The organism is Streptomyces sp. NPDC023541 (assembly GCF_055559995.1).
This window is the reverse complement of record NZ_JBVHJO010000004.1, coordinates 606566-624852: the sequence shown is the minus strand read 5'-3', so window position 1 is coordinate 624852 and position 18287 is coordinate 606566. Positions and strand designations below refer to the sequence as shown.

Genomic DNA, 18287 nt, shown 5'->3' with positions numbered 1-18287 from the left:
CGGGCGCGCAGGCGTGAACTGTGCGCCCTCCCCGCCCCCATTCTCATCCCTCCTCCGGGGGAACGCCCTTTTGCCGCGCAAGTGGGATTGGTCCGCACGGGTGGGGTTCGCGGCGTGGCGAGAGGCGGCTGCGAAGGGTGCGGAGCGCCGTCGATTTCAGTGGAGTCCGGCAACCGGTGTGATCAGCTCCATATACCGCCGAACGTGATCATGCTTCCCCCACGCCCCGCCCCGGAGGTACCACCCATGTCCCAGAGAAGGCGCAGGTCCTTGGCGCTCCTGACCTCGGGAGTCCTCGCACTGCCGCTGCTCACGGGCTGCGGCGCGGGTGACGACGAGGGCGGCCCGGCAGCCGCCGGACAGGACATCGCCACGACCACCCGCGACAAGGTCGCGGACGGGGGTGTGCTGCGGTGGGCGGTGGACACCCTTCCGCAGACCCTCAACGCCTTCCAGGCCGACGCGGACGCGACCACCAGCAGGATCGCGGGAGCCGTGCTGCCGCAGCTGTTCGTGCTGGACGCCAAGGGCCGGCCCGTGGCCAATCCTGATTACCTGGAGAAGGCCGAGGTCATCGAGCGGGAGCCCAAGCAGGTCGTCCTGTACAAGCTGAACCAGCAGGCCGTGTGGAGCGACGGGCGGGAGATCGGCGCCCCCGACTTCGTGGCCCAGTGGCGGGCCCTGAGCGGCAAGGACACGGCGTACTGGACGGCGCGCAACGCCGGCTACGAGCGGATCGAGAAGATCGAGAAGGGCAAGACCGATCTGGAGGTCAGGGTCACCTTCGCCAAGCCGTACACGGACTGGCGTTCGCTGTTCTCCCCGCTCTACCCCAAGCAGGTCACCGGCACCCCGGACGCCTTCAACGAGGGCGCCCGAGGCACCCTGAAGGTCACCGCCGGGCCCTTCGCCCTCGGGGCGATCGACAAGAAGACGGGCACCGCCGCCCTGACGCGCAATCCGCGCTGGTGGGGCAAGCAGGCCAAGCTGGACACGCTGGTCCTGACCGCGGTGCCGCGGGCCGAGCGCCCCGCGGCGCTGGCCGCCGGGAAGGTCGACCTGGCGGAGATCGACCGCTCCGGGGCCGAGCGCATCGCACTGGCCCGCCGGGACGCCGCCGGCAAGGGTGCCGCCGGCGGGGCCGGGGCCCCGGCGCACGGCCCGGGCGCCGCGACGACCCCGGCGCAGGCCACGCTGTCCTGGGCGAACGCCTTCGGTACGGACGAGGAGAAGGCCGCGCAGGAGAGGGAGGCCCGCACCAAGCACACCGAGGCGGTGAAGCGGTACGCGGACGAGCAGGCGGCCCTGCGGCGCTTCACGGTCCGCAAGTCCCTGGAGCCGGCCTACACGCAGCTGGCGATGAACGGTGCGTCCGGCCCGCTGGCGGACGAACGGGTGCGCCGGGCGGTGGCCCGCGCCCTGGACCGCCAGGCGCTGGCCGACCTCGTACTCAAGCCCCTCGGCCTGCCCGCGAAGCCGGTCGGCAGCCACGTGGCCCTGGCCGGGCAGCAGGCGTACGCCGACAACAGCGACGCCCTCGGCGGCCAGGACGCCAAGGCGGCCCAGGCCCTCCTCGCCGACGCCGGCTGGCGCCGGGGCGGGAAGATCACCGAGCCGGCCGGGGCCAAGGCCGGCCCGGAGAGCGCGCCGCAGGACGACGGCAAGACCCCCGCGGGCCCGGGCACCGGGAACGACGGCCTGTACATCGTGGGCGAGGACGACGGGGCCAACGGCGAGGCCGCCGACACCGACACCGGCGCTGGCGCCGACACCCGGGCCGCCGACGCCGCCGCGGCGGACGGCGAGCAGGACGGCGTCTCGCCGGTCCTGGCCCCCGCCCCCTTCGGGGCGCAGCAGAAGGCCTCCCTCCTCGCCCAGGCGGCCCAGGCCCGCACCGCCGACGACGCCGAGCGCAGCGCGGCCCTGGACGGCGACGCGACCGATCCCGCCCAGGGGTCCCCGGCCCCGGCCAAGCAGGCCACCCGTACCTCGGGCAACATGCTCGCCAAGGACGGCAAGGCGCTCACCCTGCGGTTCGTCCTCCCCGCCGGACCCGGCTCGGAGTCCCTGCGCACCGTCGGTGAGCGGATCTCCCAGATGCTCCGCAAGCTCGGGGTGAACACCGAGACGACCAAGGTGGCCGACGACAGCTTCTTCAAGGACCACATCGCCTCGGGCCAGTACGACCTGGCGCTCTACTCCTGGCCGGCTACGGCCTTCCCCGCCACCGACGCCCGGCCGATCTTCGCCAAGCCGGAGCCGGCGGCGGACGGCTCGCTCCTCGTCGAACAGAACTACACACGGGTCGGCACCGACCACATCGACCAGCTGTTCGACCAGGCCGTCGGGGAGCTGGACGAGGCCCAGTCCCGCGAACTGGTGCGCAAGGCCGACGCCAGGATCTGGGCGGCGGCCGGATCGATCCCGCTCTTCCAGCGCCCCGAGCTGGTGGCGGTCAAGCCCAGCCTGGTCAACGCCGGCGCCTTCGGCCTCGGCTCCCCCCGCTACCAGGACATCGGCTGGAAGAAGGCGCCGAAGGCCAAGGAGAGGAAGAAGTAGCCCGGGCGAAGATGTGGTGACAAAGGGGTGCCTGTCAGGTTGACCCACGGGTCACAAGCTCAGATGTGACTCAAGTCCCTTGCCCGCCGGAACTCCGGCGGGCAAGGTCGTGGATACCCGTTGACCCGCATGAATTCCCGCAGGAACGGCGGCCCGGGCACCCCACCTCACGCTCGGCCGCACTCATCCCTCCGGCCTCTTGACACACCCCACGGCAGGCGGTTCCCGCCACGCGACGTACCATGGGGTAAGGCCGTGGCAGGTTTTCGCCCGGTCGAGGCGCGCGTGCCAGGCCGTACGCGACGCCATCCACGATCCCGGGAGAAGCGCCGAAGTGCCCACGCGCCACGACATCCGTAACGTCGCCATCGTCGCCCACGTCGACCATGGCAAGACGACCATCGTCGATGCCATGCTCAAGCAGGCCGGTGCCTTCGCCGCCCACCAGCACCTCGACGACCGCATGATGGACTCGAACGACCTGGAGCGTGAGAAGGGCATCACGATCCTCGCCAAGAACACGGCGGTGAAGTACCACCCCAAGGACGGCGGGGCCCCGATCACGATCAACATCATCGACACCCCCGGCCACGCCGACTTCGGTGGTGAGGTCGAGCGCGGTCTGTCGATGGTGGACGCCGTCGTCCTGCTGGTGGACGCCTCGGAGGGTCCGCTGCCCCAGACCCGCTTCGTCCTGCGCAAGGCCCTGCAGGCGAAGATGCCGGTCATCCTCTGCATCAACAAGACCGACCGCCCGGACTCCCGGATCGACGAGGTCGTCAACGAGACCTACGACCTCTTCCTGGACCTGGACGCGGACGAGGACCAGATCGAGTTCCCGATCGTCTACGCCTGCGGCCGTGACGGCGTCGCCTCGCTGACCAAGCCGGAGGACGGCACCGTCCCCGCGGACAGCGACAACCTGGAGCCGTTCTTCTCCACCATCCTGGAGCACGTCCCGGCCCCGGTGTACGACGAGGAGGCCCCCCTCCAGGCCCACGTCACGAACCTGGACGCCGACAACTTCCTCGGCCGCATCGCGCTCGTCCGCGTCGAGCAGGGCGAGCTGCGCAAGGGCCAGACCGTCGCGTGGATCAAGCGTGACGGGACCATCTCCAACGTCCGCATCACCGAGCTGATGATGACCGAGGCGCTCACCCGCAAGCCGGCCGAGGTGGCGGGCCCGGGTGACATCTGCGCGGTCGCCGGTTTCCCCGAGATCATGATCGGCGAGACCCTGGCCGACCCGGAGAACCCGATCGCCCTGCCGCTGATCTCGGTCGACGAGCCGGCGATCTCCATGACCATCGGTACGAACACGTCCCCGATGGTCGGCCGCGGCGGCACCGGCAAGGGCGCGGACGCCAAGTCCGCGGTCAAGGACCGCAAGGTCACCGCCCGCCAGGTCAAGGACCGCCTGGACCGCGAGCTGATCGGTAACGTCTCCCTGCGTGTGCTCGACACCGAGCGCCCTGACGCCTGGGAGGTCCAGGGCCGCGGTGAGCTCGCGCTCGCCATCCTGGTCGAGCAGATGCGCCGTGAGGGCTTCGAGCTGACCATCGGCAAGCCGCAGGTGGTCACGCAGGAGATCGACGGCAAGGTGCACGAGCCGGTCGAGCGCATGACGATCGACGTCCCCGAGGAGCACATGGGCGCGGTCACGCAGCTCATGGGCGTCCGCAAGGGCCGCATGGACAACATGTCCAACCACGGCTCCGGCTGGGTCCGCATGGAGTTCGTCGTCCCGTCCCGCGGCCTCATCGGCTTCCGCACGGAGTTCCTGACGGGGACCCGCGGTACCGGTATCGCGCACTCCATCCACGAGGGCTACGAGCCGTGGTTCGGCCCGCTGGTGACCCGTAACAACGGTTCGCTGGTCGCGGACCGCGCGGGCTCGGTCACGCCGTTCGCGATGATCAACCTGCAGGAGCGCGGTGTCCTGTTCACCGACCCCGGCACCGAGGTGTACGAGGGCATGATCGTTGGCGAGAACTCGCGCTCCGACGACATGGACGTGAACATCACCAAGGAGAAGAAGCTCACGAACATGCGTGCGGCTTCGGCGGACAACACGGAGAACGTGATTCCGCCGCGCAAGCTCTCCCTGGAGCAGTCCCTGGAGTTCTGCCGCGACGACGAGTGCGTCGAGGTGACCCCGGAGGCGGTCCGCATCCGCAAGGTCGTCCTGGACCAGAAGGAGCGCTCGCGCACCGCGTCGCGCGCCAAGTCCGGCAAGTAACAGCCCCGTTCGGGCCGCCGGTCCCGGGTCCGCCCGGGCGGCGGCCGCGGCGGTCGTGGACGGCCGCACGAGCGTGGTAGAACAGCAGCCCCTTCCCTCACGGACTCCGTGCGGGAAGGGGCTGTTCGCTTTTGTCAAGCGGATTTTTGCGTTCAGGTGTCCGCATACCGACCGTGACACTCCGGATGATGAGCTAACCGTCCGTTTCGCACGTGTCTGTCTCCTATCCGTTTGTCCGGATTTCGGGTTTCTGCTGCGGATCGATGTTGTGAAAACGAGACCACTTAAGTGTGGTTTACGGCCTGGCAGTCCTTGAGGATGGCTCCATTGAGCTCGGGTCAATGGGTCACGCGATGTGGGGATCGCGCCGACTCACGAGCACACTATGGGCAGGAAACCATTCGCCGTCAGGGGTGTCGGCGAGGTTTTCATGCCCCTCAAGTCGATCAGTGGACTCATGAGGAGGAAACCCATGCGCGGTGCCAAGAGCGCCAAGTGGGTCGTGGGCGCGGTTCTCGTCGCCCTGACCGCTACCGCCTGTGGCGGCGGTGACGGTGACAGCAAGGACAAGGGCAACTCTGCCGGCGGCGGCACGTTCCGCCTGGGCAGCACGGAGCCGGACACCATCGACCCGGGGCGCGCCCACGAGTCCACGGGCATCCTGCTGTCGAACGCCCTGTTCACCGGCCTGTACTCGAACACGCCGGACGGCCTGGCCGAGCCCGCGCTGGCCGAGTCGGCCAGCTCGGACGAGGGTTGCACCTCCTGGACCTTCAAGGTCAAGGCGGACACCAAGTTCTCCAACGGCGAGGTCGTCGACGCCGAGGCGTTCGCCCGCGGTTGGGCGCGTTCCGCGCACAAGGCCGCCGCGTCCGACGTGGCGTACCACTTCGCCGGCATCAAGGGTTACGCGGAGCTGCAGGACGGCTCGGCCAAGACCTTCTCCGGTGTCACCACCCCGGACCCGCACACCATCAAGGTCGACCTGTCCAAGGCCGACTGCGAGTTCGTGCTGAAGACGGCGCACACCGCCTACAGCCCGGTCCCGAAGGTCGCCAAGGTCGGCGAAGAGGACAAGGCGTTCGGCGAGGCCCCCGTCGGCAACGGCCCGTTCAAGATGGACGGCAGCTGGGAGCACAACAAGGCCATCAACCTCGTCCGCAACGACGACTACGGCCTGACGAAGGCGAAGCTGGACAAGGTCCAGGTCACCCTCCTCAACGACAAGACCGCGCACCAGCTCGAGTACGACGGCTTCCAGGCCGGCACCTTCGACTACGCGCACATCCCGACGCCGATGCTGAAGACGGCCGAGGCGAAGTTCAAGCCGCAGAACAAGTGGTTCGCCAAGGACACCAACGGCATGAACTGGGTTCTGCCGATCGGTGACAACGGCCCGACCAACAACAAGGACGCCCGTCTGGCGATCTCCTACGCGATCGACCGCCAGGCCATCGCCAAGGGTGTCTTCCAGGGCTTCCAGACCCCGTCGACGACCATCGTGCCGCCGGCGTTCCCGAAGGCGTACCAGAAGGACCTGTGCACCTCCTGCGTCAAGCAGGACGTCGCCAAGGCCAAGGAGCACGCCGAGAAGGGCGGCCTGAAGCCGGGCACGGAGATCAAGTTCTCCTTCAACACCGGTGCGGGCCACGAAGAGTGGGTCCAGGCCGTCGCGCGTCAGCTCGAGGACGTCCTCGGCCTGAAGGTCAAGCTGGACGGCAAGGACTTCCCGGGTCTGCTCAAGGAGCAGCAGGGTACCCAGGCCACCGGCCTCTACCGCTTCGCGTGGGGTGCGGACTACCCGACCCCGGAGAACTTCCTGTTCCCGCTGCTGCACTCGGAGTCGATGAACAAGGACGCCGAGGGCAACGTGGTCGGTGACAACCGCGCCCGTTACAACAACCCCGAGTTCGACAAGCTGATCGACACGGCCCGCGCCACCAAGGACGAGGCCGCGCGTATCGCGATGTACAAGCAGGCCGAGAAGATGGCCATGGACGACATGGCCCTCATCCCGACCTTCAACCGTTCCCAGTTCCGCCTGATGGCGACCGACAAGTTCAACGGTCTGGACGACATCAACTTCAACGAGGACCCGATCCTCGAGAAGATCTCGCTCAAGAAGTAATCGGTTCGGACGGTATATCCGTCAGGAGCGAACGTGCCGCGGCCCCCGGGTGACCGGTGGGCCGCGGCCCCGCTCGGCAGGCCGTTTTTACTTCGGCACCCCTCACATCCGCGGGCAATCCCCGCAGGCCGAGAGCCGGCCCGTTCCTTGGGCCGGAGGCCGCTGCTCCCAGAAGCGGCCAGGTAGAGAGGCACAAACATGGGAAGGTACGTCGCCCGTCGCCTCGGGCAGATGGTCATAGTCCTCATCGGCGCGACCATGGTTCTGTTCGCTTGTCTGTTCGTTCTCCCCGGTGATCCCGTGGGTTCGATCGCGGGCAGCGACAAGGCTCGTGACCCAGCGGTGGTCGCGGAGCTCAAGGCGCGGTACGGGCTCGACAAGTCGCTGCCCGAGCAGTATGTGAACTACGTGTCGAAGGTCGCGACCGGAGACCTCGGCGAGGACTTCATCCAGCGCCGCGAGGTGTCCGAGATCCTCGGCCCCAAGCTGGCGAACACCGCGAAGCTGGCCCTGCTGGCCATCGCTCTCGTGACGGTGTTCGGTATGGGCGTCGGCATCATCGCCGCCCTGTACAGATACAGCATCTTGGACATGGCCACGACATTCTTTACGACCATGGCGGTGGGATTCCCAACGTTCGTGATCGGCATGCTGCTCATGAAGTGGTTCGCGGTCGAGCTCCAATGGTTCCCGCAGCTCGGCGGCGACAAGCTCGAAGGCATGGTCCTGCCCGCGATCACCCTCGCCATCACCGACATCGCGTTCGTCGCCCGCCTGACCCGCGGCACGATGCTCGAGGTGCTGCGCGCGGACTACGTGAAGACCGCCGTGGCCAAGGGACTTCCGCGCCGTCGCGTGCTGTTCAAGCACGTGCTCCGCAACTCGTCCATCCCGGTCGTCACCTACCTGGGCATCTCGTTCGGCGCACTTCTCGGTGGCGCGCTCATCACCGAGGCGATCTTCAACTGGGACGGTGTCGGTCTGGCACTGGTTCAGGCGATCCAGCAGCAGAACAACCCGATCGTGATCGGTGTGGTGACCTACAGCGTCGCCATCTTCGTCGTCCTCAGCCTCATCGTGGACCTGCTGTACGCGGCCCTCGACCCGCGTATCCGCCTCAGCTGACCGCCCCCCAAGGAGGATTTCCTCATGTCTGAGCTCGTCAAGAGCCCGGCGATCGGGGACGAGAGCCCCGTGCCGGCCACCCCGGCCGCCCCTGAAGCAACCCCCAAGCAGCTCACCCAGTGGGCCGAGATCCGCCACCGCTTCGTCCAGAACAAGCTGGCCGTCGTCGGTCTCGTGATCATCTGCCTGCTGTTCCTGACCGCGATCTTCGGCAACATGTTCGCGCCGTTCGACCCCGGCGCGCAGGACCTGGAGAACACCCTCGCGTCGCCCAACGCCACGCACTGGCTGGGCACCGACGCCCTGGGCCGCGACATGTTCTCGCGCCTCATAGCCGGTACCCGCGTGGCCATGTTCGTCGGCCTCGCCTCGATCTTCTTCGCCGTGCTGATCGGTGTCGCCCTCGGCGCCATCGCCGGTTACTTCGCCGGCTTCGCCGACACCCTCGTCATGCGCATCGCGGACGTCTTCCTCGCGTTCCCGCTGATGATCGGCGCCGTCGTCATCATCCTGGTCACCGGCCGCGGCATCACCCCGGTGATCATCTCGCTCGCGGTCTTCTCGTGGGCGACCGTTTCCCGACTGCTGCGCAGCTCGATCCTGTCGGTGCGCGAGATGGACTACGTCCACGCGGCCAAGGCGCTCGGCGCCAGCGGCGGCCGGATCGTCCGCAAGCACATCCTGCCCAACTCGCTGACCCCCGTTCTGGTCTACGCGACCTTCAACGTCGGCACCACGATCATCGGCGTCGCGGCCCTCTCCTTCCTCGGCGCCGGTGTCCCGGTCGACGTCCCGGAGTGGGGCAACATGCTGGCGGCCGGTCAGGCCTTCATCGGCGTCCACGACTACCTGTGGCTGTACCCCAGCCTCTTCGTCGTCGTCACCGTGCTCGGCTTCGCCTTCGTCGGCGACGGCCTGCGCGACGCGCTCGACCCGAAGCTGCGGTAGGGCCGCCCGATGCTCCGAGACAACATCAGCAAGCAGGACGAAGGTGGCGGCGTGACGACGTCGGAGATTCTCAGCGTTGCGGAGACGGGCGGCGGGTCCGCCGTGCCGCTGCTGGAGGTGGACAACCTCCAGGTCGAGTTCAAGACCCGTGACGGGGTCGCCAAGGCCGTCAACGGCGTGAGCTACAGCGTCAGCGCGGGCGAGACCCTCGCCGTGCTCGGCGAGTCCGGCTCCGGCAAGTCCGTCACCGCGCAGGCGATCATGGGCATCCTCGACAGCCCGCCCGGACGCGTCTCCGGCGGCGAGGTGCGCTTCCACGGCAAGGACATCCTGAAGATGTCCGACGAGGAGCGCCGCAAGCTCCGCGGCGACAAGATGGCGATGATCTTCCAGGACGCGCTGTCCTCCCTGAACCCGGTCTATTCGGTGGGCGACCAGCTCGGCGAGATGTTCCGGGTCCACCGCGGCATGTCCAAGAAGGACGCCAAGGTCAAGGCCATCGAGCTCATGGACCGCGTGAAGATCCCCGCCGCCAAGGCGCGCGTGGGGGACTACCCGCACCAGTTCTCCGGCGGCATGCGCCAGCGCATCATGATCGCCATGGCGCTGGCCCTGGAGCCGGACCTGATCATCGCCGACGAGCCCACCACGGCTCTCGACGTGACCGTCCAGGCCCAGGTCATGGACCTGCTCGCGGAGCTCCAGCGCGAGATGAACATGGGCCTGATCCTGATCACCCACGACCTCGGCGTGGTCGCCGACGTCGCGGACAAGATCGCGGTCATGTACGCGGGCCGGATCGTCGAGACCGCTCCGGTCCACGAGATCTACAAGCGCCCCTCGCACCCGTACACCCGGGGCCTGCTGGACTCGATCCCGCGCCTGGACCAGAAGGGCCAGGAGCTCTACGCGATCAAGGGCCTGCCGCCCAACCTGCTCCGCATCCCGGCGGGCTGTGCCTTCAGCCCCCGGTGCCCCATGGCGCAGGACATCTGCCGTACGGAGATCCCGGTCCTGCACCCGGTCACCGAGCAGGACGGCACCGAACTGCCCGGCCGCGGCAGCGCGTGCCACTTCTGGAAGGACCAGATCCATGGCTGAGCTCAGCAAGACGACCACCGAGCGCGAGCCGATCCTCCAGGTCCGCAACCTGGTCAAGCACTTCCCGCTGACCCAGGGCATCCTGTTCAAGAAGCAGGTCGGCGCCGTCAAGGCCGTCGACGGCGTGTCCTTCGACCTGTACCAGGGCGAGACCCTCGGCATCGTGGGCGAGTCCGGCTGTGGCAAGTCCACGGTCGCCAAGCTCCTGATGAACCTGGAGCGGGCCACCGCCGGCGAGGTCTTCTACAAGGGCCAGGACATCACCAAGCTGTCCGGCCGCGCGCTGAAGGCCGTGCGCCGCAACATCCAGATGGTGTTCCAGGACCCCTACACCTCGCTGAACCCGCGCATGACGGTCGGCGACATCATCGGGGAGACCTTCGAGATCCACCCCGAGGTGGCCCCGAAGGGCGACCGGCGCCGCAAGGTCCAGGAGCTCCTGGACGTCGTGGGTCTGAACCCGGAGTACATCAACCGCTACCCGCACCAGTTCTCCGGCGGCCAGCGCCAGCGCATCGGCATCGCCCGCGGCCTCGCGCTGAACCCGGAGATCATCATCTGCGACGAGCCGGTCTCCGCGCTCGACGTGTCGGTGCAGGCCCAGGTCATCAACCTGATGGAGAAGCTGCAGGACGAGTTCAACCTGTCCTACATCTTCATCGCGCACGACCTGTCGATCGTCCGGCACATCTCGGACCGCGTCGGCGTCATGTACCTCGGCAAGATGGCCGAGATCGGCAGCGACGCCGAGATCTACGAGCACCCGACCCACCCGTACACCCAGGCGCTGCTCTCGGCCGTCCCGGTCCCCGACCCGGCCGCCCGCGAGGGGCGCGAGCGCATCATCCTCACCGGAGACGTCCCGTCCCCGGCCAACCCGCCCTCGGGCTGCCGCTTCCGCACCCGCTGCTGGAAGGCCCAGGACAAGTGCTCCACCGAGGAGCCGCTGCTGGCGATCCCGGAGCGCTTCAAGGGCCAGGACACCCCGGCCGCGCACAACTCCGCGTGCCACTTCGCCGAGGAGAAGGCCATCCTGGCCGTCTGACGCACACGCTGGACCCCACGGCCGGCCCCCGGCGCCCCACGGCGCCGGGGGCCGGCCCCTTTTGCGGTCGGACACCGCGCAAATCGGTTGCGACCCAGGGATCCCGGGTCCGAGAGTGACGCAATGACCATCACCGTACGGCCCGCCGGTCCAGGGGACGCCACCGACATCTGCGCCCTACTCAACACCGTGGACGTGATCGAGATCGGCCGGCCCGAAACCGACCTCGGCACCGTGGAGTCCGACCTCAACGCTCCCGACGTGGACCTGGCCACCGATTCCTGGCTCGCCTTCGAGGGAGGCCGGCTCCTGGCCTACGCCATGGTCTGGGCGGACTCCGGACCCGGCCGCGTCGACGGTGACCACTACGTCCTGCCCGGCCACGACGAGGCCGCGACGCTGCTGCTGGAACGCATGGAGGCCCGGGCCCGCGAGATCACCGGCGGCACGGGCACCCTCAAGATCCAGCTCAACGTGGCACCCACCATCGACCTGGCCCTCCTGGCCGGGCGCGGCTACCGCACCGTCCGCCGCTACCAGGTCATGACGCGCTCCCTGTCCGCGGCCGCCGACCCCGCGCCCACCCCGCCCGCCGGACTCCTCCTGCGGGCGTGCGGCGACGACGAGGCCGACCGCCACCGGGTCCACGCCCTCGTCGAGGAGACCTTCGCCGCCCACTTCGGCCACGTGGACCGCCCGTACGAGACCTGGCTGGACCACGTCGAGGGCCGCGGGCTCGACTGGTCGCTGGTCTGGATCGCGAGCCTGCCCGGCGAGGGCGACGTGGCCGTACTGCTCACCCGGGACGACCGGACGAGCATGGCCTGGATCAGCCACATAGGCGTACGCAAGGACGTGCGCGGCCGGGGCGTCGGCGGCTTCCTGCTGCGCCACGGCTTCGCCGCCTACGCGGCGCGCGGCCGCGACACCATCGGCCTCGGCGTGGACACCCACAACGCCACGGGCGCACTCGCGCTCTACCAGGCGCACGGCATGGCCCTGCACTACGGCGTCGACGCATGGGAGCTGGCTTTGCACCCCCAGGGGTGACAGGGGCGTGACGCGAGGGTGCAATCGGTCCAACCATGCGCGTGGGGGACCGCACATAGGGTGACATTGGCCCCTAAGTGAGTCTTGGGAGCCATAGGAGGCACTCCATGCGCGGAGCCACCCACGCCAAGTGGGCCGCAGGTGCAGTGGCCGTCGCCCTCGTGGCGACGGCCTGCGGCGGCGGGAGCGACAGCGGCGGAGGTGGTGGCGAAGCAGGGATCGTCAGCTCGTCGTGGGGTGACCCGCAGAACCCGCTGGAGCCCGCCAACACCAACGAGGTGCAGGGCGGCAAGGTCCTCGACATGCTCTTCCGCGGCCTCAAGCGCTACGACCCCGTGACCGGCGAGGCCAAGAACATGCTCGCCGAGTCCATCCAGACGACGGACAGTCAGAACTTCACCGTCACACTGAAGGACGGCTGGAACTTCAGCAACGACGAGCCGGTCACCGCGCAGTCCTTCGTGGACGCCTGGAACTACGGCGCGGACGTGCGCAACAAGCAGAACAACGCGCCGTTCTTCTCCGACATCGTCGGCTACGACGACGTGCACCCGACGTCCGGCGAGCCCAAGGCCAAGACGATGTCCGGACTGGTGGTCAAGGACCCCAAGACCTTCACCGTCGCCCTCAAGAACAAGTTCTCCACCTGGCCCGAGACCCTCGGCTACCAGGCCTTCTCGCCGCTCCCCAAGGCCTTCTTCACCGACCACACCGCCTGGCTGGACAAGCCCGTCGGCAACGGCCCCTACCTGGTGGACTCGTACAGCAAGGGCACCGGGATGAAGCTGCGCAAGTGGGACGCTTACCCCGGTGAGGACAAGGCGCAGAACGGCGGCGTGGACCTGAAGGTCTACACCGACAACAACACCGCCTACACCGACCTGATCTCCGGCAACCTCGACCTCGTCGACGACGTCCCGGCCCAGCAGCTGAAGAACGTCAAGAACGACCTCGGCGACCGGTACATCAACCAGCCGGCCCTCATCATCCAGACCCTCACCTTCCCGCTGTACGACCCGCAGTGGAGCAAGCCCGGCATGGAGAAGGTCCGCCAGGGCATCTCGCGGGCCATCAACCGCGACGAGATCACCAAGCAGATCTTCCGGGAGACCAGGACCCCCGCCAAGGACTGGACCTCGCCGGCGCTCGGCGAGAAGGGCGGCTTCTCCGCCACCGCCTGCGGCGACGCCTGCGTCTACGACCCGGCCGAGGCCAAGAAGCTCATCCAGGAGGGCGGCGGGCTCCCCGGCGGCAAGGTCACGCTGACCTCCAACGTGGACACCGGCTCGCACCGCGACTGGATGGACGCCGTCTGCAACAGCGTGAACAACGCGCTGGGCGAGGGACCCGTCTGCACGGTCAACCCGGTCGGCACCTTCGCAGACTTCCGCAACCAGCAGAGCAGCTACAAGCTGACCGGCCCCTTCCGCTCCGGCTGGCAGGCCGACTACCCGCTGATCCAGAACTTCCTGCAGCCGCTCTACTACACCGGCGCCTCCTCCAACTACGGGAAGTTCAGCAACAAGGAGTTCGACGCCCTCATCGACCGGGCGAACCAGGAGAGCGACGCGGCCAAGGCGATCACCAGCTTCCAGGAGTCGGAGAAGATCCTCGCCGAGCAGATGCCGTCCGTCCCGCTCTGGTACCAGAACGGCAGCGCCGGCTACTCCGAGCGGCTGGAGGACGTGGCCCTCAACCAGTTCAGCGTCCCGGTCTACGACCAGATCAAGGTGATCTGACCCCCACCCGGATCCCGGCCCCCCGCACCGCGGGGGGCCCGCCGCGCCCGCCAACAGCATGGAGCACTCCATGGGACGTTATGTGATCCGGCGGCTGCTCCAGATGATCCCGGTGTTCATCGGCAGCACGTTCCTGATCTTCTTCATGGTGTACGCGCTCGGTGACCCGGTCGCTGCCCTCTTCGGCGACAAGGCCCCCGACCCGGCCACCGCCGCCCGCATCCGCAAGGACCTCTACCTCGACCAGCCCCTGTGGAAGCAGTACCTGCACTACATGGGGCAGATCTTCCGGGGCGACTTCGGCACCGCCTTCAACGGGCAGTCCGTCACCGAGCTGATGGCCAGCGCCTTCCCCGTCACCCTGCGTCTGACCCTCGTCGCGATCTTCTTCGAGGTCGTCATCGGCATCACCCTCGGCGTGGTCAGCGGCCTGCGCCGCGGCAGGACCGTCGACACCTCCGTGCTCGTGCTCACCCTCGTCGTCATCTCGGTGCCCACCTTCGTGACGGGCTACCTGCTCCAGTTCCTCTTCGGCGTCACATGGGGCTGGGTGCGGCCCACCGTCTCCCCGGACGCCCCCCTCAACGAGTTGATCCTGCCCGGCATCGTCCTCGCGCTGGTCTCCCTCGCCTACGTCACGCGCCTCTCGCGCACCTCCATCGCCGAGAACGTCAAGGCCGACTACGTCCGCACCGCCACCGCCAAGGGCCTGCCCCGCCGCCGGGTCGTCACCCGCCACCTGCTGCGCAACTCCCTGATCCCGGTGGTCACCTTCATCGGCACCGACATCGGCGCCCTGATGGGCGGCGCCATCGTCACCGAGCGGATCTTCAACATCCACGGCGTCGGCTACCAGCTCTACCAGGGCATCCTGCGCAACAACTCGCCCACCGTCGTCGGCTTCGTGACCATCCTCGTCATCGTCTTCCTGCTGGCGAACCTGCTCGTCGACCTGCTCTACGCGGTCCTGGACCCGAGGATCCGTTATGCCTGATCCCGAGCGCCCCGGACCCGCCGGCTACGACCCGGTCGGCCCCCGCCCCAAGGAAGCCGTCTCGCCCACGGGCCAGGGGGGACCCATGGATCTCGCGCTCGACGAGGCAGAGAGCGTCGAAGGCATCGAGAAGACCGCCGGACCGGGCGCGTCCGGCCCCAGGGAGCGGGCCCGCTCCCTGTGGTCCGACGCCTGGCACCAGCTGCGCCGCAACCCCGTCTTCATCGTCTCCTCGCTGCTGATCCTCTTCCTCGTCGTCATCGCGATCTGGCCGCAGCTCATCGCGAGCGGCGACCCCCTGCAGTGCGACCTCTCCAAGTCCCAGCAGGGCTCCGCCCCCGGCCATCCCTTCGGCTACGACACCCAGGGCTGCGACGTGTACACCCGCACCGTCTACGGAGCCCGCGCCTCCATCACCGTCGGCGTCTGCGCCACCCTCGGCGCCGCCCTGCTGGGCTCCGCCCTCGGCGGGCTCGCCGGCTTCTTCGGCGGCTGGGGCGACTCCCTGCTCTCCCGGGTCGCCGACATCTTCTTCGGCATCCCGGTCGTCCTCGGCGGCCTGGTCTTCCTGTCCGTCGTCACCGGCACCACCGTCTGGCCCGTGGTCGGCTTCATCGTGCTCCTGGGCTGGCCGCAGATCGCCCGCATCGCCCGCGGCTCGGTGATCACCGCCAAACAGAACGACTACGTCCAGGCCGCCCGCGCCCTGGGCGCCGGCAACGCCCGGATGCTGCTGCGGCACGTGGCGCCCAACGCCGTCGCCCCCGTCATCGTCGTCGCCACGATCGCGCTCGGTACGTACATCGCCCTGGAGGCGACCTTGTCCTTCCTCGGCGTCGGCCTGCGCCCGCCCACCGTCTCCTGGGGCATCGACATCTCCAACGCGGCCTCGCAGATCCGCAACGCCCCGCACATGCTGCTCTGGCCCGCCGGCGCGCTCAGCGTCACGGTGCTCGCCTTCATCATGCTCGGCGACGCGGTGCGCGACGCCCTCGACCCCAAGCTGCGCTGAGGAGCCCCGCACATGCTGCTCGAGGTCCGCGACCTGCACGTGGAATTCAAGACGCGCGACGGAGTCGCGAAGGCGGTCAACGGAGTCGACTACTCGGTGGACGAGGGCGAGACCCTCGCCGTGCTCGGCGAGTCCGGCTCCGGCAAGTCGGTGACGGCCCAGGCCGTGATGGGGATCCTGGACGTACCGCCCGGCCGGATCGCCGCCGGCGAGATCCTCTTCAAGGGCCGCGACCTGCTGAAGATGAAGGAGGACGAACGGCGCAGGATCCGCGGCGCCGAGATGGCGATGATCTTCCAGGACGCACTGTCCTCCCTCAACCCGGTGCTGACCGTCGGCGCCCAGCTCGGCGAGATGTACGAGGTCCACCGCGGCACCTCCCGCAAGGAAGCCCGGGCCAAGGCCGTCGAGCTGATGGACCGGGTGCGGATCCCCGCGGCGAAACAGCGGGTGGGGGACTACCCGCACCAGTTCTCCGGCGGCATGCGCCAGCGCATCATGATCGCCATGGCGCTGGCCCTGGAGCCCTCGCTGATCATCGCGGACGAGCCGACGACCGCCCTGGACGTCACCGTCCAGGCGCAGGTGATGGACCTGCTGGCAGAGCTGCAGCGAGAGCTCAACATGGGCCTCATCCTGATCACCCACGACCTCGGCGTCGTCGCGGACGTCGCCGACAAGATCGCGGTCATGTACGCGGGCCGGATCGTCGAGGCGGCCCCGGTCCACGAGATCTACAAGGCGCCCGCGCACCCGTACACGCGCGGCCTGCTGGACTCCATCCCCCGCCTGGACCAGAAGGGCCAGGAGCTGTACGCGATCAAGGGCCTGCCGCCCAACCTGCTCCGCATCCCGCCCGGCTGCGCCTTCAACCCGCGCTGCCCGATGGCGCAGGAGGTCTGCCGCAGCGACGTCCCGCCGCTGTACCCGGTGACGGAGTCGCCCGTGCCGAGGGCCAGCGCCTGCCACTTCTGGAAGGAGTGCCTCCGTGGCTGAGCCCCTCCTCGAGGTGAAAGACCTGGTCAAGCACTACCCACTCACCCGGGGCGTCCTCTTCAAGAAGCAGGTCGGCGCGGTCAAGGCCGTCGACGGGGTCTCCTTCGACCTGCGCGCCGGCGAGACGCTGGGCATCGTGGGCGAATCCGGCTGCGGCAAGTCCACCGTGGCCAAGATGCTGGTCAACCTCGAACGGCCGACCGCCGGTTCGATCGCCTACAAGGGCGAGGACATCAGCCGGCTGTCGGCGCGCGCCCTGAAGGCCGTGCGCCGCAACATCCAGATGGTGTTCCAGGACCCGTACACCTCGCTGAACCCGCGCATGACGGTCGGCGACATCATCGGGGAGCCGTACGAGATCCACCCCGAGGTGGCCCCCAAGGGCTCGCGCCGCGGGCGCGTCCAGGAGCTCCTGGACGTCGTCGGCCTCAACCCGGAGTACATCAACCGCTACCCGCACCAGTTCTCCGGCGGCCAGCGCCAGCGCATCGGCATCGCCCGCGGCCTGGCCCTCCAGCCCGAGATCATCGTCGCCGACGAGCCGGTCTCCGCCCTCGACGTCTCCGTCCAGGCGCAGGTCGTCAACCTGCTGGAGAAGCTCCAGGACGAGTTCGGCCTGTCCTACGTGTTCATCGCGCACGACCTCTCGATCGTCCGGCACATCTCCGACCGGGTCGGCGTCATGTACCTCGGCAGGATCGTCGAGATCGGCACCGACAGCCAGATCTACGAGCACCCGACCCACCCGTACACCCAGGCGCTGCTTTCGGCCGTGCCGGTCCCCGACCCGCAGGCCCGTGCCCACCGCGAGCGGATCATCCTCTCCGGAGACGTCCCGTCCCCGGCCAACCCGCCCTCGGGCTGCCGCTTCCGCACCCGCTGCTGGAAGGCACAGGACCGCTGCGCGACGGAGGTCCCGCTGCTCGCGGTCCCGGAGGTCTTCTCCTCCGGTCCGGCGGCGCATCCTTCGGCGTGTCACTTCGCGGCGGAGAAGCGGGTGGTCCCGCACGTACCGCCGGACGAGACCGACCGGCCCGGGGGACTGCACAAGGACTGAGACGCTCACCCCGGCGACCGATCATTTCCGGCCACCCGTCGCGTTCCGCTTGCGGGGGCGCGCGCGCTTCGTCAACTCGGTTTACGTGTCGGCAACTTGACCGTTTCTGCCCCGAGATCTGGGGCATGCAGGCTGGGTGCCGTGCGGCCGTGCGGGTGCCGACAGTCGGCCGGGGGGCGTAAACGCTCCCCGGCCGGCCTTTGTGTGACCCCGGCCGTGCGCGGCATGCGCCCCTTGTGCTGCCGGATTTCGATCGATGCGCTGGCACGGATAGTTATGATCCGTAGCGCACGG

13 protein-coding genes are annotated in these 18287 nt (G+C 68.8%); all 13 read left to right on the top strand.

The genetic code is table 11. The annotated features are described in order from the left end of the window. The first annotated feature begins 246 nt into the window (after nucleotides 1-246). The 13 genes from ACZ3X1_RS13355 (at nucleotide 247) to ACZ3X1_RS13295 (ending at nucleotide 17993) form a co-directional block, all read left to right on the top strand. On the top strand, nucleotides 247-2559 hold the full coding sequence (locus ACZ3X1_RS13355; protein WP_467279437.1) for an ABC transporter family substrate-binding protein: 2313 nt from the start codon (nucleotides 247-249) through the stop codon (nucleotides 2557-2559). Nucleotides 2560-2893: 334 nt separating this feature from the next. Next, nucleotides 2894-4798, top strand: a complete 1905-nt coding sequence (typA, locus tag ACZ3X1_RS13350; RefSeq protein WP_356815319.1) for a translational GTPase TypA — start codon at nucleotides 2894-2896, stop codon at nucleotides 4796-4798. Between the two features lie 472 nt (nucleotides 4799-5270). After that, nucleotides 5271-6926, top strand: a complete 1656-nt coding sequence (locus ACZ3X1_RS13345; RefSeq protein WP_467279430.1) for a peptide ABC transporter substrate-binding protein — start codon at nucleotides 5271-5273, stop codon at nucleotides 6924-6926. Between the two features lie 231 nt (nucleotides 6927-7157). Continuing rightward, nucleotides 7158-8051, top strand: coding sequence for an ABC transporter permease (locus ACZ3X1_RS13340; protein WP_467279428.1), 894 nt, complete (start codon nucleotides 7158-7160; stop codon nucleotides 8049-8051). 24 nt (nucleotides 8052-8075) lie between these two features. Further along, a complete protein-coding gene (locus ACZ3X1_RS13335) occupies nucleotides 8076-8999 on the top strand; it encodes an ABC transporter permease (protein ID WP_356815322.1) in 924 nt (307 codons plus the stop codon). Between the two features lie 9 nt (nucleotides 9000-9008). Next, a complete protein-coding gene (locus ACZ3X1_RS13330; protein WP_356815323.1) occupies nucleotides 9009-10100 on the top strand; it encodes an ABC transporter ATP-binding protein in 1092 nt (363 codons plus the stop codon). Continuing rightward, on the top strand, nucleotides 10093-11145 hold the full coding sequence (locus ACZ3X1_RS13325; RefSeq protein WP_356815324.1) for an ABC transporter ATP-binding protein: 1053 nt from the start codon (nucleotides 10093-10095) through the stop codon (nucleotides 11143-11145). The genes ACZ3X1_RS13330 and ACZ3X1_RS13325 overlap by 8 nt, the downstream gene beginning before the upstream one ends. 123 nt (nucleotides 11146-11268) lie before the next feature. Next, nucleotides 11269-12195 carry a GNAT family N-acetyltransferase gene (locus ACZ3X1_RS13320; protein ID WP_467279422.1) on the top strand — a complete coding sequence of 309 codons (927 nt, stop codon included), beginning with the start codon at nucleotides 11269-11271 and terminating at the stop codon, nucleotides 12193-12195. A 107-nt stretch (nucleotides 12196-12302) separates the two neighbouring features. Continuing rightward, entirely contained in the window at nucleotides 12303-13934 is a 1632-nt protein-coding gene (locus tag ACZ3X1_RS13315) for a peptide ABC transporter substrate-binding protein (protein WP_467279418.1), read from the top strand. A gap of 70 nt (nucleotides 13935-14004) precedes the next feature. Then, nucleotides 14005-14928, top strand: a complete 924-nt coding sequence (locus tag ACZ3X1_RS13310) for an ABC transporter permease (protein WP_390077814.1) — start codon at nucleotides 14005-14007, stop codon at nucleotides 14926-14928. Further along, a complete protein-coding gene (locus ACZ3X1_RS13305) occupies nucleotides 14921-15940 on the top strand; it encodes an ABC transporter permease (RefSeq protein ID WP_356815328.1) in 1020 nt (339 codons plus the stop codon). The genes ACZ3X1_RS13310 and ACZ3X1_RS13305 overlap by 8 nt, the downstream gene beginning before the upstream one ends. A 12-nt stretch (nucleotides 15941-15952) precedes the next feature. Continuing rightward, entirely contained in the window at nucleotides 15953-16936 is a 984-nt protein-coding gene (locus ACZ3X1_RS13300; protein WP_362626373.1) for an ABC transporter ATP-binding protein, read from the top strand. Continuing rightward, nucleotides 16929-17993 carry an ABC transporter ATP-binding protein gene (locus ACZ3X1_RS13295; RefSeq protein ID WP_467279411.1) on the top strand — a complete coding sequence of 355 codons (1065 nt, stop codon included), beginning with the start codon at nucleotides 16929-16931 and terminating at the stop codon, nucleotides 17991-17993. Before ACZ3X1_RS13300 ends, ACZ3X1_RS13295 begins: the two co-directional genes overlap by 8 nt. Nucleotides 17994-18287 lie beyond the last annotated feature (294 nt).

Bases quoted from the DNA above. Each gene is read 5' to 3' on its own strand.
- ACZ3X1_RS13340 (WP_467279428.1), top strand. From the start codon at position 7,158: ATGGTCATAGTCCTCATCGGCGCGACCATGGTTCTGTTCGCTTGTCTG.
- ACZ3X1_RS13325 (WP_356815324.1), top strand. From the start codon at position 10,093: ATGGCTGAGCTCAGCAAGACGACCACCGAGCGCGAGCCGATCCTCCAG.
- ACZ3X1_RS13330 (WP_356815323.1), top strand. From the start codon at position 9,009: ATGCTCCGAGACAACATCAGCAAGCAGGACGAAGGTGGCGGCGTGACG.
- ACZ3X1_RS13320 (WP_467279422.1), top strand. From the start codon at position 11,269: ATGACCATCACCGTACGGCCCGCCGGTCCAGGGGACGCCACCGACATC.
- ACZ3X1_RS13355 (WP_467279437.1), top strand. From the start codon at position 247: ATGTCCCAGAGAAGGCGCAGGTCCTTGGCGCTCCTGACCTCGGGAGTC.
- ACZ3X1_RS13335 (WP_356815322.1), top strand. From the start codon at position 8,076: ATGTCTGAGCTCGTCAAGAGCCCGGCGATCGGGGACGAGAGCCCCGTG.
- ACZ3X1_RS13300 (WP_362626373.1), top strand. From the start codon at position 15,953: ATGCTGCTCGAGGTCCGCGACCTGCACGTGGAATTCAAGACGCGCGAC.
- ACZ3X1_RS13315 (WP_467279418.1), top strand. From the start codon at position 12,303: ATGCGCGGAGCCACCCACGCCAAGTGGGCCGCAGGTGCAGTGGCCGTC.
- ACZ3X1_RS13310 (WP_390077814.1), top strand. From the start codon at position 14,005: ATGGGACGTTATGTGATCCGGCGGCTGCTCCAGATGATCCCGGTGTTC.
- ACZ3X1_RS13345 (WP_467279430.1), top strand. From the start codon at position 5,271: ATGCGCGGTGCCAAGAGCGCCAAGTGGGTCGTGGGCGCGGTTCTCGTC.
- ACZ3X1_RS13305 (WP_356815328.1), top strand. From the start codon at position 14,921: ATGCCTGATCCCGAGCGCCCCGGACCCGCCGGCTACGACCCGGTCGGC.